The 16452-nt window shown below is 61.8% G+C and carries 13 protein-coding genes; 9 read left to right on the plus strand and 4 right to left on the minus strand.

Annotated features, from left to right (window positions below; all coding sequences use genetic code 11):
- The first annotated feature begins 173 nt into the window (after positions 1–173).
- The gene (gene recD / locus JQR87_RS01385) at positions 174–2006 is read left to right on the plus strand and encodes an exodeoxyribonuclease V subunit alpha (protein WP_407297862.1); all 1833 of its coding nucleotides are present in this window, start codon (positions 174–176) and stop codon (positions 2004–2006) included.
- An 89-nt stretch (positions 2007–2095) separates the two neighbouring features.
- Entirely contained in the window at positions 2096–2863 is a 768-nt protein-coding gene (locus tag JQR87_RS01390; protein WP_407293358.1) for a substrate-binding periplasmic protein, read from the plus strand.
- Positions 2864–2966: 103 nt separating this feature from the next.
- Here the strand turns inward: JQR87_RS01390 and JQR87_RS01395 are convergent, their stop codons facing one another.
- Positions 2967–3875, minus strand: coding sequence for an AEC family transporter (locus JQR87_RS01395; protein WP_407293355.1), 909 nt, complete (start codon positions 3873–3875; stop codon positions 2967–2969).
- Positions 3876–4046: 171 nt separating this feature from the next.
- Here JQR87_RS01395 and JQR87_RS01400 point away from each other — a divergent pair, with 171 nt between their 5' ends.
- A complete protein-coding gene (locus tag JQR87_RS01400) occupies positions 4047–5228 on the plus strand; it encodes a GGDEF domain-containing protein (RefSeq protein WP_407293353.1) in 1182 nt (393 codons plus the stop codon).
- Between the two features lie 14 nt (positions 5229–5242).
- Here the strand turns inward: JQR87_RS01400 and JQR87_RS01405 are convergent, their stop codons facing one another.
- Positions 5243–5644, minus strand: coding sequence for an acyl-CoA thioesterase (locus tag JQR87_RS01405; RefSeq protein ID WP_407293351.1), 402 nt, complete (start codon positions 5642–5644; stop codon positions 5243–5245).
- A gap of 215 nt (positions 5645–5859) precedes the next feature.
- On the opposite strand from JQR87_RS01405, the gene JQR87_RS01410 reads away from it, so the two are divergent.
- The 5 genes from JQR87_RS01410 to phoU all read left to right on the plus strand — a co-directional run bounded on the left by JQR87_RS01410 (position 5860) and on the right by phoU (position 12881).
- Positions 5860–6834, plus strand: coding sequence for a PstS family phosphate ABC transporter substrate-binding protein (locus JQR87_RS01410; RefSeq protein WP_407293349.1), 975 nt, complete (start codon positions 5860–5862; stop codon positions 6832–6834).
- A 215-nt stretch (positions 6835–7049) separates the two neighbouring features.
- A complete protein-coding gene (locus JQR87_RS01415; RefSeq protein WP_407293347.1) occupies positions 7050–9326 on the plus strand; it encodes an ABC transporter permease subunit in 2277 nt (758 codons plus the stop codon).
- Between the two features lie 76 nt (positions 9327–9402).
- Positions 9403–11073 (plus strand): phosphate ABC transporter permease PstA, encoded by a 1671-nt coding sequence (gene pstA / locus JQR87_RS01420; RefSeq protein WP_407293345.1) that lies wholly within the window; start codon positions 9403–9405, stop codon positions 11071–11073.
- Between the two features lie 80 nt (positions 11074–11153).
- A complete protein-coding gene (gene pstB, locus JQR87_RS01425) occupies positions 11154–11984 on the plus strand; it encodes a phosphate ABC transporter ATP-binding protein PstB (RefSeq protein WP_407293342.1) in 831 nt (276 codons plus the stop codon).
- A 174-nt stretch (positions 11985–12158) separates the two neighbouring features.
- Positions 12159–12881 carry a phosphate signaling complex protein PhoU gene (gene phoU, locus JQR87_RS01430; protein ID WP_407293340.1) on the plus strand — a complete coding sequence of 241 codons (723 nt, stop codon included), beginning with the start codon at positions 12159–12161 and terminating at the stop codon, positions 12879–12881.
- 29 nt (positions 12882–12910) lie between these two features.
- On the opposite strand, the gene JQR87_RS01435 is transcribed toward phoU, so the two are convergent.
- Complete coding sequence (locus JQR87_RS01435; RefSeq protein ID WP_407293337.1) at positions 12911–13825, minus strand: LysR family transcriptional regulator; 915 nt, start codon at positions 13823–13825, stop codon at positions 12911–12913.
- An 87-nt stretch (positions 13826–13912) separates the two neighbouring features.
- Here JQR87_RS01435 and JQR87_RS01440 point away from each other — a divergent pair, with 87 nt between their 5' ends.
- Entirely contained in the window at positions 13913–14845 is a 933-nt protein-coding gene (locus JQR87_RS01440; RefSeq protein ID WP_407293334.1) for a DMT family transporter, read from the plus strand.
- A gap of 134 nt (positions 14846–14979) precedes the next feature.
- Here the strand turns inward: JQR87_RS01440 and JQR87_RS01445 are convergent, their stop codons facing one another.
- Positions 14980–16353 carry a GTPase/DUF3482 domain-containing protein gene (locus tag JQR87_RS01445; RefSeq protein WP_407293332.1) on the minus strand — a complete coding sequence of 458 codons (1374 nt, stop codon included), beginning with the start codon at positions 16351–16353 and terminating at the stop codon, positions 14980–14982.
- Positions 16354–16452: the final 99 nt, after the last annotated feature.

Consider the following 16452-nt stretch of genomic DNA (forward strand, 5'->3'; position numbering starts at 1 on the left):
CCACGCGAAGGGCGTTTGCTCGCTTTGGTAGAAGCCAGCTTGCTGGCGATCTGGGGCGTTATCGGGCGGGCTTCAGCCCACCGCTCCAGCGATGGCCTTGATTGGTTGAGACGGATCATTGCCCGGTTCGTGCTGAGCTGTTGCATGGCCCCGCGTGTGCGGAGGCACCTGTGATGGTATTGCGTTCAGACCTGCCGTTCGGCGCACTGGAGCGGGCCTTCGTTGCCAGCCTGCAGCGCCTGGAACCGGACACGCCTGACACAGTCCTGCTCGCCGCCGCGCTCTGCTGCGAGGCCCTGGCGTCCGGCGACGTCTGCCTGCCGCTCGAGCGCCTGGCGGGCAGGCGCCCCTGGCCCGAGGTCGAGCTTAGCCTGCCGCCGCTCGCAACCTGGCGCGCACAGCTGGACGCCTCGCGCTTGATCGGCGCGCCGGGCGATTACGCACCATTGATCCTGGCAGGCAACCGGCTTTATCTCGCTCGTTACCAGGCCTATGAGCAACAACTGGCCGAGCAGCTGCTGGCGCGGGCTGCGGATGCGCCGGAGGTGGATGAACATCGGCTAGCGGACAGCCTCGGGCGGCTGTTCGCTTTCAACGAGCAGAGCCCCGACTGGCAGCGCCTGGCCGCCGCGCAGGCGGTACGGCGGCGCCTGGCGGTGATCTCTGGCGGTCCGGGCACCGGCAAGACCACAACGGTGGTGCGGCTGTTGGCGGCGTTGCTGGAGCAGCCGGGCGGAGAGCGTTTGGCAATCGGTCTTGCCGCACCCACCGGCAAGGCAGCGGCGCGCATGGCCGAGGCGATCCGCAACGCCAAGGCCGAGCTCCCGGTCAGTGATGAGGTGAAGGCAGCCCTTCCCGACGAGGCCCGTACCCTGCATCGCTTGCTTGGTAGTCGTGGTGACAGCCCTAAGGTGCGTCACAACGCGGCGAATCCGCTGGCGCTGGATGCACTGGTCGTCGACGAAGCGTCAATGGTCGATCTGGCGCTGATGGCCAAGCTCGTTGCCGCACTGCCGCCCAAGGCGCGCTTGATCCTGCTTGGCGACAAGGATCAGCTGGCGGCGGTTGAAGCCGGCGCGGTGTTCGCCGAACTCTGCGAAGGCCGAGGCTTCGATTCCGAGGCGGCCGCCGATCTCGAGAGGATCACCGGCCAGCCGGTACCCGCCGAATCGCCGCGCTCACGACTGGGCGATGCGGTCGTGTTGTTGACCTACAGCCACCGTTTCGCCGGAGACAGCGGTATCGGCGAGCTGGCTCGCCGGATCAACGGTGGAGATGCCAAGGGCACTTCGGCGCTGCTGGCAGAAAACCGCACGGATCTCGCCTGGAACGCTACACCCAGCTCAACGGCACTGATTGAACGTCTCGAACAAGGCTACGCGCCATACTGGCAGGCCTCACGGGACGGCGACCCGACCGCCGCATTTGAGGCGTTCAACGGCTTTCGCGCACTGACTGCTCAACGCGATGGCGCCTTCGGCGTAGCTGGCATCAACGAGGCGCTGGAGGCCCGCTTCAAGCGCCGCCTCGGCGTCCCGGCGCGCGAGCGCTGGTATCCCGGCCGCGCGGTGATGGTCCGGCAGAACGACTATGCGCTGGGCCTGTTCAATGGTGACATTGGCCTGTGCTTGAAAACCGAGCATGGGCTGCGCGTGTTCTTCGAGGCGGACGAGGGGTATCGCGGCTTCGCACCGGCGCGACTACCGAGCCATGACAGCGCCTTTGCCATGACGGTGCACAAGAGCCAGGGCTCGGAATTCGCCGAAGTGCTGCTGGCACTACCGGAACAGCCCAGTCCGCTGCTGACGCGTTCGCTGCTCTATACCGGCATCACCCGGGCCAAGCGCAAGGTTGAAATCTGGGCCCTGCCGGCGCGGCTCGCCGAGGCGGTCAATACCCGTGCCGAGCGTGCCGCAGGGCTGGCCGAGCGATTGGCACAGGCCGACGTTGGACAGACCGTCGCCCCGGCGTCAGCTCAGCCGCCCGAGCAGTTGAGCCTGTTATAGCCGTCACGTTGCGCTTAGTACCTGGCTGACTCAGGGTGGTGTATCGGGTAGTTTTCGCCGGTGCGGTTGTACGACAACGGAGCCTGACGATGAAGAGACAGTGGAGTGGCTGCTTGCTGCTGAGCCTGGCGCTCAGTCTTGCTGCCCATGCCGCCGAGGTGCGCCTGGTAACTGGCGATGATCATGAGCCGCTCACGGGCCAGTCACTGGAAGGTGGTGGCATGTTGTCCCGGGTTGTGCAGGCAGCATTCAGCCACAGCGAACTGGCGTCCTCGCTTGACTGGCAACCATGGAATCGTGGCTATCTGATGACCTTGCGCGGCGAGTACGACGCCACCTTTCCCTATGTCCGAGCGGACGAACGCGAACGCGATTTTCTGTATTCCGCTCCGGTGTATCTCTCGGAACAACACCTGTTCAGTCGTGCAGGTGATGCCGTCGAGCTCGAGGAGTTGTCGAGTAGCCATGGGCGTCGGCTTTGCTATCCGCTGGGCTGGCGGCTACCGGACGGCGTTCAGGCGCTGGTTGAGCAGGGCGTACTGTCTCGGCATTCTCCACCAGGGCTCAACGAATGTGCGCAACTGTTGTTGCTTGGACGCGATGATTTCTTTCTGGCAGATCTAAAGCTGGGGCGCTTCGTCCTAGACGCGACCGATGCGCCGCCGATGAGCTTTCATATATCGGACTCGTTTCTGGGTCCTGAGTCCATGCATCTCATTGTGCCGCGCGCTCGTCCGGGTGCAGAAGTGTTGATTCGACAGTTCGATTCGGGGCTCGCGGCGTTGCGTGCCAGTGGTGACTACCAGCGATTGGTAGACGGCGCATGGGCCGGCAGCGCACCCGCCGCCACGCATTGATGCGATGGCCGGCCCGCTGATCTGCGGATTGCAGGCAGAAGGGCGCGTTGCTGTCGGACGCAGGTCCCATAGAAGACGCACCCTCACGGCAGCCAGGACGCGGTTAGCCGTTAAGTAACGTCAGTATCAACGGCAGGCTGGCCGCGGCGAGCAATGTCTGCAGCGTGATGATACCCGCCATGAGATGGCTGTCTCCGCCAAGTTGGCGAGTCAGGACATAGGCTGTGGGTGCGGTGGGCAGCGCAAAGAACAGCACGATGATGGTCGTTTCCATGGCAGGCAAATGCAGCAGGCGGGCCACGGCATAGGCGAGCAGCGGTACCGCCAGCAGCCGTACGGCGCTGTTCCAGCCCAGCGCGGGAATTTCGCCACCGAGTTCTTTGGGCTTTAGCGCCGCTCCGACACACAGCAGACCCAGTGGCAGGCTGGCGGCAGCCAACAGCCCGAGCAAGCGGTCCGTACCGCCAGGGAGGTCCAGCCCGGAAAGGTTCAACAACGCGCCGGTAACGCAGGCGACGATCAAAGGGTTTTTTGCGATAGGCAGCAGCAGGCCACGCGCGCTGACCCCACGCTCTGCGGTCAGCGCCCATACCGACATCACGTTAACGGTCGGCACCATCAACGCCAACATCAGGGCAGCCATGGCCAGGCCCTCCTTGCCGAACAGGCTTCCAACCGCCGCCAAACCGAGGTAGGTGTTGAAGCGCAGGGCCCCCTGGGCAAAAGCGCCGAAGCGCCCGGCAGACCAGCCGCGCATGCGCTTGGTGATCAGCAGCGCGATCCATGCCAGCCCAAGCGCCAATAGTACTGCGGCAGCGAGGCGAGGCAGGGCCGGGTTATTCAGCGGCGCGGTCGCGAGGCTGCTGAAAAGCAGGGCGGGGAACAGAACGAAATAGTTGATTCGCTCAGCGCCGGGCCAGAAGGCTTCGTTTGGAAAGTCGCGCAAGCGCAGGAAGTAGCCGGCAACGATCAGGGCAAACAGAGGCCAGAGGGCGAGCAGAAGGGCAGTCACGCGGATACATCCAATGGTGTAGGTGAGTTGATAGTGGAGCCTCTTGGGGCCATCGGCAAGAGATGTGCTCGTCTGATTGCTTTCGATTAGAACGTAGCGCGTTCATCGGGAATAAAATCCGTATGATGTCCAAGTGATATCATTGGGCGCGCCTGTACACGAGCACCGCCCATGCAACGCCTAGAACTGCAATCAGCCGAAGATTTTCGCGATACGCCGCATGGCCGACAGTTGCTGGCAGGCTTTCGCGGCTTGCTGTTCGCACCGGACCTGGAGCGTGAGTTTCGACGCCATCTGGGGCGTCAGGCACGCTTCGCGCAGGTCGTAGGTGCCTGTCTTCTATTGTTTGCAATTGCCGGCTATCACTATGCCGAACGCCAGCTGTACGCCCATTCCGACCCACAGTGGCTACGTGTGCTTACGGTGTTACGTCTGGTGGAGACGGCCCCAGGCGTTGCGATACTGATCATGACGATTTTTCACCGGCGAGTCCGACTGGTGGCCAACCGGCTGTTCCCGTTGCTGCTGGTGCTGGTCGGCATCGTTGCGTCGCGTATCGACATCCATTATGAGATTTCGCAGCCCGAACTTGCGTTCCGTTACGGCGCGGGGCTGCTGATCGTCTGCTCGTTCTTTTTTCTAGGCATCACGTTCTGGCGCGCCCTGCTTAGCGGGGTCTCGATAGTACTGTTCGATGTCCTCATGGCCTCGCTCTTACTTTCATCCAGCGAAATGCAGGTGCACTGGATATCGGTGAGCTATTACCTGCTGCTTCTGGCAATCGGGGCGATCAGCAGATACATCCACGAATACTCCCAGCGTGAACAGTTTCTGGTGCGTCAGCTACTGGGCTGGGTCGCGGAGCATGACTCGCTCACTGGCTTGGCCAATCGCCGCAGCTTCGATACGGCTTTGAGGCGGACACTGCTTCAGGCACGCCGGGACAGGCAGCCATTGGCGCTGCTTCTGCTCGATCTGGATGACTTCAAAGCGTACAACGACAACCTAGGCCACCCCGCCGGCGATGCGCTGATCCGGGAGTTCGGCGAATTGCTACGGCGCTTTTCGCGCAGGCCGATGGATTTGGCGGCACGGGTTGGAGGGGAAGAGTTTGCCTTGCTGCTGCTCGACTGCGATGCGAGTTCGGCACAAGCCATTGCTACGCAACTGCTATCTGACCTTGCCGACCGCGCCATACCTCATCCCGCATCCGCTCAGGGGGCGTTCGCCACAACCAGTATCGGCATCGCGATAATGCTGCCAGGCCAGACTGCCGAACAGTTGTATCAGGCCGCAGACGCGGCGTTATACCAAGCCAAGCAGACCGGAAAGAATCGCTACATAGCGCGCTAGCCAGCGGCCGCCGCTTAGCGGCGCGGCGTAAGCGGACGGGTGCGGCCGCTACCATCGATGGCGACAAAGACAAACACTGCTTCGGTGACCTTGCGCCATTCACTGGACAACGGGTCGTCGCTCCATACTTCGACCAGCATGCGAATCGAGCTACGGCCGACGTCCAGCGTCTGGGTGTAGAACGACAGCTGTGCGCCCACGGCTACTGGGACCATGAACGCCATGCGGTCGATGGACACCGTGGCGACACGGCCCGCGGCGACACGGCTGGCCATGGCGGTGCCGGCCAGATCCATCTGCGACACCAGCCAGCCACCATAGATATCACCGAAACCATTCGTTTCACGCGGCAGTGCGGTCAGCTGCAGGGCCAGGTCGCCTTGCGGTATGGGATCTTCCTGTTCGTATTCTTTCATCGGTTGGGCTCGCGGCGCGTTTGTTGTTTTGGCGCGAAAAGCCCGCAGCGGTGCGGGCGGGGGCGAGTATAGCGGCTGAACGTATTGTCAGCGACCAGCATGGCTAAAGTTCAATGCCGTAACAGGATTGTCACATTGGCTTCATAGAGTGTTCACACGGCCTGCAGACAATGGCCCCCGTTCCAAACACTGAACACCCTTGCTAGGAGCATGGAATGAAACTGAATCGTTTGATGGCGGCCCTGACATTCGTTGCCGCTGGTGTCGCTACTGCCAGTGCAGTTGCTGCGGTTGACCCAGCACTGCCGACCTATGAGAAGACATCCGGCGTATCCGGCAATCTGTCCAGCGTCGGTTCCGACTCCCTGGCCAACCTGATGACCCTGTGGGCTGAAGACTTCAAGCGCGCCTACCCGAACGTCAATATCCAGATTCAGGCCGCCGGCTCCTCCACTGCACCGCCAGCGCTGACCGAAGGCACCGCCAACCTCGGCCCGATGAGCCGTCCGATGAAGGACAACGAAATTCAGGCCTTCGAAGAGAAGTACGGCTACAAGCCGACTGCAGTACCGGTCGCTATCGACGCCCTGGCCGTGTTCGTCCACAAGGACAACCCGATCAAGAGCCTGGACATCGAACAGGTCGACGCCATTTTCTCCAGCACTCGCCTGTGCGGCGGCGACAAGGACATCAAGACCTGGGGCGATGTTGGTCTGACTGGCGAGTGGGCTAACAAGCCGATTCAGCTGTTCGGTCGTAACTCGGTTTCTGGTACTTACGGTTACTTCAAGGAAGAAGCACTGTGTAAGGGTGACTTCAAGCCTAACGTAAACGAGCAGCCAGGCTCCGCTTCGGTAGTGCAGTCCATCTCCAGCACCCTGAACTCGATCGGCTACTCGGGCATCGGTTACAAGACTTCCAGCGTCCGCGCTGTACCTCTGTCCAAGGGTGGCGAAGCCTTCGAAGCTAACGAAGAAAACGCCCTGGCTGGCAAGTTCCCGCTGGCTCGTTTCTTCTACATCTACGTGAACAAAGCGCCGAACAAGCCGCTGAGCCCGATCGATGCCGAGTTCCTGAAGCTAGTCCTGTCCAAGCAAGGCCAGGAAGTTGTAGTCAAGGATGGCTACATCCCGCTGCCGAAGAAAGTAGTCGACAAGACCCTGAGCGACCTGGGTCTGCAGAACGACTAAGTCCTGAGGCTGGGCCTGCGACAACCGTCGCAGGTCCGAGTACAACGCCCGCCACGCGTCTCGCGCTGGCGGGCGTCGTCGTGTCACCTCGCTGTAATGTTTCTGTCACACAGCTTGATTAGATTAGGCGCCCGACCGGCCTCCAGTAGCCAGTGGAAACGACTCGCGCCTATGGCGCAGCAGTTCTAGCGGCCTGAGCGGCCAGGAACCTTCGCATGAACGATATTGAGACCATGACCGCGAACTCCGATGTGCAACGGTTGGATTTCAACACCCCAGCCCTGCAACGCAAGCGCCGTATCCGCGCGCTCAAAGACAACCTGGCGCGTTGGTATGTCTCCATAGGTGGCCTCGCAGTGCTTGGTGCGATCTGCCTGATCTTTTTCTATCTTGCCCAGGTCGTTGCGCCCATGTTTCAGGGTGCAGAGCTTGAAGCTCGCGACGCACAACAGCCGGCTTGGTTGGCCGATGCCGGCGAACCGTTGCTACTGGCGATTGAAGAACAGAACCAAGTCGCCATGCGCTTAGGTGCCGATGGCGTGGTGCGTTTCTTCAGTGTGCGCACCGGCGAATCCCTGAAAACCCTTGAGCTGCCACTGCCGACCGGTAGCCGCATCGTCTCGATTGGTCAGGACGTTCCTGGCAACCGCCGGATCGTGCTCGGCTTGGATAACGGTCAGGCGCTTGTAGTCGAGCACAACTACAAGGTCAGCTACCCGAACGGTAAAAAAACCATCACCCCGCAGCTGGATTACCCGTTCGGCCAGGAGCCGCTGCAGCTCGACCCGCAGGGCCGTCCCATTGCCCAGGCGGCGGTCAGCTTGAACGGCAAGACGCTGATGGTTGCTGGCTCCACTGAGGGCGTTTTGCACGCGCTGCAGATTTCCGCTACCGAGAACATGCTGACCGGCGAAACGACTCTGGACCAGGAACGGATGGAGCTGCCGCAACTCTCCGAGCCGATCAAGGCGCTGCGAATCGATCCGCGGCACATGTGGATGTTCGCTATTAGCGGTCGTGCCAGTGTCGATGTCTTCGATCTGCGCCGCAAACAACTCAATGGTCGCTACAAGTTGCTCCCAGGCAAAGGGGAAATCACCACCGTGGCTCCGCTGCTTGGCGGCATTTCGCTGATGGTGGGCGATTCGACTGGCGGCATCGGTCAATGGTTCATGGTGCGCGACAGCGATGGTCAGTCCGAACTGAAGAATGTGCGCAACTTTCAGTTGGCAGGGCAACCGATCACCCAGATTCTTCCCGAAGAGCGTCGCAAGGGCTTCCTCGCCCTCGATAACGACGGCACCCTGGGTATCTACCACAGCACGGCTCATCGCGAACTACTGACTGAGAAGATCGCTGACGGCGCTGCAGTTGCTGCGATGTCACCGCGGGCTACGCGGCTATTGGTGGAGTCCGGTGATCAGTTGCAACGTTTCGTGATCGATAACCCACACCCGGAAATTTCCTGGGATGCCCTGTGGGGTAAGGTCTGGTACGAAAGCTATCCCGAGCCCGATTATGTCTGGCAGTCCACGTCAGCAACCGGTGATTTCGAGCCCAAGCTGAGCCTGTCTCCGCTGGCGTTCGGTACCCTCAAGGCGGCGTTCTATGCGATGTTGCTGGCTGCTCCGTTGGCGATCTGCGCGGCTTTTTATACCGCCTACTTCATGGCGCCGGCGCTGCGTCGAAAGGTCAAGCCGGTTATCGAGCTCATGGAGGCCCTGCCAACGGTGATTCTCGGTTTCTTCGCCGGACTGTTTCTTGCCCCCTATCTGGAGAACCACCTGCCGGGAATCTTCAGCCTGCTGCTGTTGATGCCTTTCAGCATTCTGCTTGCCGGCTGGTTCTGGAGTCGGCTGCCCGAAAGAATCCGCCTGAGCGTGCCGGACGGTTGGGAAGCCGTGCTGCTGATCCCCGTACTCCTGTTCGTGGGCTGGGGGTCGCTGGAGGTCAGCGGTCATTTGGAGAACTGGTTCTTCGGCGGCGACATGCGTCTGTGGCTATCCAATGACCTGGGCATTCCCTTCGACCAGCGCAACGCACTGGTGATTGGTATAGCGATGGGCTTCGCAGTGATCCCGACGATTTATTCGATTGCCGAAGATGCCGTATTCAGCGTGCCGAAAAGCCTCACCCTGGGTTCGCTGGCATTGGGCGCGACACCCTGGCAGACGCTGACTCGCGTGGTGCTGCTGACCGCCAGCCCGGGGATTTTCTCGGCGCTGATGATCGGCATGGGCCGCGCCGTGGGCGAAACCATGATCGTGCTAATGGCCACTGGTAACACCCCGATCATGGAGGCCAACATCTTCGAAGGCATGCGCACCCTCGCAGCCAACGTAGCGGTGGAAATGCCTGAATCAGAAGTAGGCAGTACCCATTATCGCGTGCTGTTCCTCGCCGCGATGGTGCTGCTGATGTTCACCTTCGTGATGAATACTCTGGCTGAGCTCATCCGCCAGCGCCTGCGACGCAAGTACGCCAGTCTGTAATACAAGGTGCGCCCAAGGGCGCGCAGAGACGCAGCCGGTGACGGCTGCGACAGGATTTCGACAAAGGTATCGATCCGTGAAAAAGGATTCGCTTAAAACCTGGATCAAGAGCGGCAGCCCCTGGGTCTGGATGAACGCTGGCGCCGTGTCCATCGCCGTGATCATGACTCTTGGCCTGTTGGCGGTTATCGCCGTGCGCGGTCTGGAACACTTCTGGCCGAGCGATGTGATCGTTGCCGACTATCAGATACCCGGAGCGGAGCCGCGGGTGATGGCTGGCGAGGTGGTGCAGGCCGAAGAAGTACCTCGTGCACGTCTGGCAGCCAGTGGCCTGCCAGTGGATGTCGAGGGCGGCGAGTTCATGACCCGTGAGCTGCTCAAAGTCGGCAACCGCGAAGTGTATGGCGCGGACTTCTCCTGGGTCGTCGGCGAGTGGCTGAGCAACCCGCGCAAGCCAGTCGATCTGGTCGCGCTGGAGCGCCGTGAGTGGGGCAACTTTTATGGCGAGCTGCTGAACGTCAAGGAAGCAGGCCAGTTGGTTGCCGAAGGGGATGCTGCCTGGGATGAGCTGCAGCGGCGGATTGACCGCATCAATCAGCTGCACGAGCAGATTGCAAAGCTGGAGCAGGTCGATATTGGCCGTATCAACTATGGCCTTGAGCGTCTGCGGTTGAAGACCCGCAAGCTTGAACTCGAAGGTAAGCTCGACGCGGCAGCCCAGGCCGACCTGGATGCCGAGCGCGCGCAGTGGGACAGCGAATACAAGGCCTTGGAAAGCGATCTGGTCACGCTTTACACAGGCTTCAATCGCGACAGCATCACCATGCGCACCATGGACGGCCAGGAAAAGGAGATTAGCCTCGGCAAAGTCGTGCGTGCTTACCAGCCTAACGCCATGTCGACGTTCGAAAAGCTCGGTTTCTACTTCGCCAAGGTCTGGGAGTTCGTCAGTGACGAGCCACGTGAAGCGAATACCGAAGGAGGGATCTTCCCGGCGATTTTCGGTACCGTGCTGATGACCATCATCATGGCCGTGATCGTTACCCCGTTCGGCGTGATCGCTGCGGTCTACCTGCGAGAGTATGCCAAGCAGGGCGTTCTGACCCGCGTCATCCGCATCGCCGTAAACAACCTTGCCGGCGTCCCGTCGATCGTGTACGGCGTGTTCGGCCTGGGTTTCTTCGTTTATGTGCTGGGAGGCTCGCTGGATCGGATCTTCTATCCCGAAGCGGCACCGGCGCCGGTGTTCGGCACGCCTGGACTGATGTGGGCGTCGCTGACGCTGGCGATTCTGACGCTGCCCGTGGTGATCGTTGCCACCGAGGAAGGGCTGGCCCGGATTCCGCGGATTCTCCGGGAGGGTTCGCTGGCGTTGGGTGCGACCAAGTCCGAGACCTTGTGGAAAGTGGTGCTGCCGATGGCCAGCCCGGCGATGATGACCGGCCTGATCCTCGCGGTCGCGCGTGCCGCTGGTGAGGTCGCCCCTCTGATGTTGGTAGGGGTGGTCAAGCTGGCACCGAGCCTGCCGCTCAACGGCAACTATCCTTACCTGCACCTCGATCAGAAGATCATGCACCTGGGCTTCCATATCTATGACGTCGGCTTCCAGAGCCCCAACGTCGAAGCGGCGCGGCCGTTGGTTTACGCAACGGCGCTGCTGCTGGTATTGGTGATCGCGATTCTCAACCTCAGTGCAGTCGTGATTCGTAACCATCTGCGCGAAAAGTACAAAGCGCTCGACCACTAACAGCCGACAGACACGCTGGAGGCCCGTGCTGCACGATTCGCAGCCCGAGCTTCTAGCCTCCAGCGATACGGAGACATCTCATGTCACAAGCAAAGACGCATTCCATCGACATATCGGCGCTGGGTCGCGACAAGCGCGCGCTGAATCTGGCCAGCGAAGCCGTGGCCATCGAAGTGCCCGACCTGAGCCTCTACTACGGCGAAAAGCAGGCGCTCTTCAACGTCAGCATGAACATCCCGCGTCAGCGCGTAACCGCCTTCATCGGGCCATCCGGTTGCGGTAAATCGACGCTGCTGCGCTGCTTCAACCGCATGAACGATTTGGTCGATGGCTGCCGCATTGAAGGCGCCATCAACCTCGACGGCAATAACATCTACCGCAAGGGCGAAGACGTTGCCGACCTGCGCCGTCGCGTCGGCATGGTGTTTCAGAAGCCAAACCCGTTCCCCAAGAGCATCTATGAGAACGTGGTCTACGGCCTGCGCATCCAGGGCATCAAGCAGAAGCGCGTACTCGACGAAACCGTCGAGTGGGCGCTCAAGGGCGCGGCATTGTGGGACGAAGTGAAGGACCGTCTGCACGAGTCCGCACTTGGACTCTCCGGTGGTCAGCAGCAGCGTCTGGTGATTGCCCGGACCATTGCCGTGCAGCCGGAAGTACTGCTACTCGACGAGCCCAGCTCGGCACTCGACCCCATTTCCTCGCTGAAAGTCGAAGAGCTGATCTACGAACTGAAGGCCAAGTACACCATCGTTATCGTGACCCACAACATGCAGCAGGCCGCGCGGGTGTCCGATTACACCGCCTTCATGTACATGGGTAAGCTGATCGAGTACGGCGATACCGACACCCTGTTCACCAATCCCGACAAAAAGCAGACAGAGGACTACATCACTGGCCGCTACGGTTGATGCCATGGGAAATCTCCTGGCTTTGTCGGGCGCGCTTGCCGTACGACTCGTACTGTCAGCGCGCGCCCTCCGCACCAGTGAAGATTTCCCAAGGGCCTCAGCGTTATCTCGACAATTTTCCAGGTGCGCTGCGCACCAGAGCCGCCCAGCGGCAGCCTCCTCGGAGCGAAAGACATGATCACTAAAGACAGCCATACCCAACACATCTCCCAGCAGTTCAACGCCGAGCTGGAAGAGGTGCGCAGCCATCTTCTGGCCATGGGCGGCCTGGTGGAGAAGCAGGTCAACGATGCAGTCACCGCGCTGATCGAGGCCGACTCCGGACTGGCACAGCAGGTGCGTGACGTCGACGACCAGATCAACCACATGGAGCGCGACATCGACGAAGAATGCGTGCGTATTCTCGCGCGTCGCCAGCCTGCGGCCTCCGACCTGCGTCTGCTCATCAGCATTTCCAAATCGGTGATCGATCTGGAGCGCATCGGTGACGAAGCGACCAAGATCGCCCGCCGCGCCATCGAGCTGTGTGAAGACGGCGAGTCGCCGCGGGGTTACGTCGAAGTCCGCCATATTGGCGATCAGGTCCGCCGTATGGTGCAGGAGGCGCTGGACGCTTTCGCTCGCTTCGACGCTGATCTGGCGCTGTCGGTGGCGCAGTACGACAAGACGGTCGACCGTGAATACAAGACTGCGCTGCGCGAACTGGTCACCTTCATGATGGAAGACCCTCGCTCGATATCCCGTGTACTGAGCGTGATCTGGGTGCTGCGTTCGCTGGAGCGAATCGGCGACCACGCGCGCAACATCGCCGAGATGGTGATCTACCTGGTGCGCGGCACTGATGTCCGCCATTTGGGATTGACGCGTATGGCCGAGGAAGTTGCCAAGCGCGACTGATCCGTCGACACGAGGCTTGGCGATCCTGTTCAGCGTTGTGCCAGCACTTCACTGAGGTAATCGATCAGCACCCGCTGCTTAGGTGGCAGGTGCTGATTCTGCCGCCACAACAGCCAGGCCGCGCCTTGATACGAACCGGTGTAACGCCATTGTGGCAGCACCTCGCATAATCGCCCTTCCGCCAACGCCTGCGCTGCAGTGAAATGCGGCAGCACCGTGATGCCAACATTAGCCAACGCCGCTTCCAGCCTCGCTTCGCTGTGGTTGCAGATATAGCGACCACGCACCGTCACCACCTCTTGCCGCTCACCATCGCTGAAATGCCAGCGGTTATCCCCGCTATGCTCACCCAGATAGACGCAACTGTGCCGAAGCAGATCCTGCGGACGCTGCGGTGTGCCTTGTTGGTTCAGGTAGGCCGGGCTGGCGCACAATAGCTGACGCACCGGCCCGAGTGGTTTGCCGACGAGGCCTTCGGGCGGTTGATCGGTTACTTTCACCAGCAGGTCGAAGCCGTCTTCGATCAGGTCCGGACTCTGGTCGCTGATATGGAGCTGCACGTCTACGTCGGCGTATCGACTCAAGAAGCCGGGCATCAGCGGGCCGATTACAAACTTTCCGTATGCCTTGGGCACGCTCAGACGGACCAGCCCGCGCGGGCTGCTCATCAACCGTTCGCCAATGGCCAGTGCCTGGTCGGCGGCGTCCAGCATCGTGCGGCAGTGGAGGTAGAACTCGCTACCCGCTTCGTTAAGCCGCAATTGGCGCGTGGTGCGCTCCATCAGTCTTAGCGACAGCTCTTTCTCCAGGCGCGCCACCTGGCGGCTGACCGCAGAAGCGGTAGTGCCCTGCTGACGGGCCGCGGCAGAAAAGCTGCCGGCCTCGACCACCCGCGCAAAAACTGCCATGCCGGCTAGCAGCGAGGTCTTTTCATTTGTTCCCATGCTGAACAAGTCCTTTGTCTTATCGATGGATTATCGACCGCGATACATCAATGGACAATCTGGGGATTCGGATCGGGGTCCTTCAGCATGAGAAATTGGCAAGGCGTGGTGCGACGCAACCTTTGGCTGGCTGACGCCATGTTGCTGATGGTGGCGATCATCTGGGGCAGCAGCTATACGGTTGCCAAGCAGGCCCTCTGGTTCTATCCGGTGCTGGGGTTCCTGGCCATTCGCTTCGGTCTGACCTTCATCCTGCTTATGCCGCAGCTTCGGGGCGACGGTCGGCGGGCAATACGACCCGGTTTGCCGCTGGGCCTGGTGATGCTGTGCGTTTTTCTGTGCGAGACCTGGGGCGTGATGCTCACGACGGCCAGCAACGCCGCATTTCTCATCAGCCTCTGCGTGGTGTTCACGCCTTTCGTGGAGTGGGCCATGCTGCGCCAGCGTCCGAGCGCTCCCCTTATCGCTGCCTGTGCCTTGTCGCTGGTTGGCGTCTGGTTGCTGACGGGAGGGATGGCCATCGCGCTCAATCTGGGCGACGGGCTGATGCTAGGGGCGGCGCTACTGCGTGCAGTGCTGGTATGCCTTACGCGACGGCTGACCGCCGATCTGCAGGTTCCAGCATTGTCGCTGACGGCCGTGCAGAGTGGTGTGGTGGCGTCAGGTTGCCTGATCCTGGGCTTGGCGTTGCCCGGCGGCATGCCCGCGTTGCCACAAAGTCCGGCATTCTGGGCTGCGGCCCTCTACCTGGTGGGCTTCGCTACCTTGTTCGCGCTCTATGTGCAAAACCTCGCGCTCGGTCGCACCAGCGCCACACGGGTTTCTCTGTTGATGGGGTCCGAGCCGCTGTTCGGCGCCCTTATCGCCGGGTTCTGGCTCGGGGAAAGGTTGACGCTGACGGAATGGTCCGGCGGTTTGCTGATCCTGGTGGCGACGATGGGTACGTTGTGTTTCGGTCGTGCGGTGGCGCCAGACGCGAGCAGGGTGCCGACCGCCCGCCCAGAAGCGACCGCGCATTAGCAGAGGTGGCACGCCTACGGGCAGACGTTACGGCGCGAAGCGACCGAGCATACGTGGCTCAACCAGGTTGGCCTTCAGCCCACCGGACGCGCCAGGGCTGCTCGTTGCGCTGGCACACCGATTTTCGCTCCGGCTCAGCTGCGCTGCAGACTCTGGACCAGCTCAGCGAGTTGCTGCTGCCGTTCGGCCTGCTCCAGCCGTGCCCCAGGATTCAGCGAGGACCATTGCGGATGGGCACGGCAACGATGCAGCGCTTCGGGCAGCTTGCCTCCGCGCCAGGCTTTATCGTCCGGCGCCTCGAGCCGGATCGCCTCCATAGCGGCGTGCCCACGGGCGGCTAGGGCTATCAGTAACTGCCGCTGACGCAGCGCAAGCAGACGCAGCACGGCATCGTCGACAGTGAGTTCACGCTGGCCCTTGAGCTTGCCCAGCAGGCGGTTGCCGTAGTGCCTGGCGGTCTGCGCACCTCCACCAGCAAGCGCTCCGAGCAGAGCGGCCGCGCCCATCGTGATGCCGCCAACCATGAGGTCGACCCCTGCACCAGCGGCTGCACCAGCTGCCATCCCGCCCCCGATCTTCACCCCCATCTGCTTAAGCGTTTCGGGATTGAACAGGTCATCACCCCAGCGGCCGTCGAGCAGGGGCAGGTCGGCCGCGGCAGCATCCTGCGGGCGGAAGCCATAGAGCCGCAGCATGGCGTCCACGCAGCGTTGTTCGCGGGACCGCACGGCCTCGTGCAGCGCTCGGATGGCGCCGCGCTCCAGGTCGGGCTGTGCAGCAACGCTACGACGACAGGCGACGACATCGATCAACAGTTCGGCGATCAACCGGTTGCCTTCGGCCAGCCTCGCTGCGGCCTGGGCTTCGTGATCATCGATCAGGCGCTGCAGCTTGGGTCGCGACTGTTCCAGCAGCAGTGCCAAGCTTTCATAGAGCCGGCGCTCGCCATCGATCGGCGGTGCCACGCTGTCGAAACGCACCAGCGCATGCAGGCCCAGCCGCGCCAGCGCTTCGCGCCACTGCTCGTCTCGGTGCCCAGGCTGCGCGACGAAGTTGAGCACCGGCAAGAGCGGTTTGCCGCATCCGGCCAGCACCGCCAGCTCATCCTTATACTTCGCCAGGACCGGTTCGCGCGCATCGATCACGTAAAGACCGGCATCACTGGCAAGCAACTGACGCAGCACCTTGGCTTCCTGCTCGAAGCGCTGGCGCGCCTCGCTGCCGTCGAGAAATCGTTTGGTGCGGGCCGGGCCGTCGAGGCGCTCACCGGGGCGTTCGATCCGTTCGAGATGGTCGAGCAGGGCAATGGCGTCTTCCAGGCCGGGCGTGTCGTAGAGCTCCAGCAGCGGTTCGCCGTCCACGGACAGCCGTGCGCCTTCGACGTGGCGGGTTGTGCTCGCCCGATGCGAGACCTCGCCAAAACTGACGTCACGGGTCAAGGTGCGTAGCAGGGAGGTCTTGCCAACATTGGTGTGGCCGACCAGTGCGAGCTTCAGGGGTACGCTCATGGCCGAGACTCCGTCTGGGCACGTGTGTAGTGCAGGGCGCAGCGGAGGGGTTCCTGCCAGCAGCACCTGCGTTTGTGGTAGCCAGAGGAACGAGCAGGT

Origin of the sequence: Stutzerimonas stutzeri (assembly GCF_051028275.1) — a bacterium.
Taxonomy (GTDB): domain Bacteria; phylum Pseudomonadota; class Gammaproteobacteria; order Pseudomonadales; family Pseudomonadaceae; genus Stutzerimonas; species Stutzerimonas stutzeri_AS.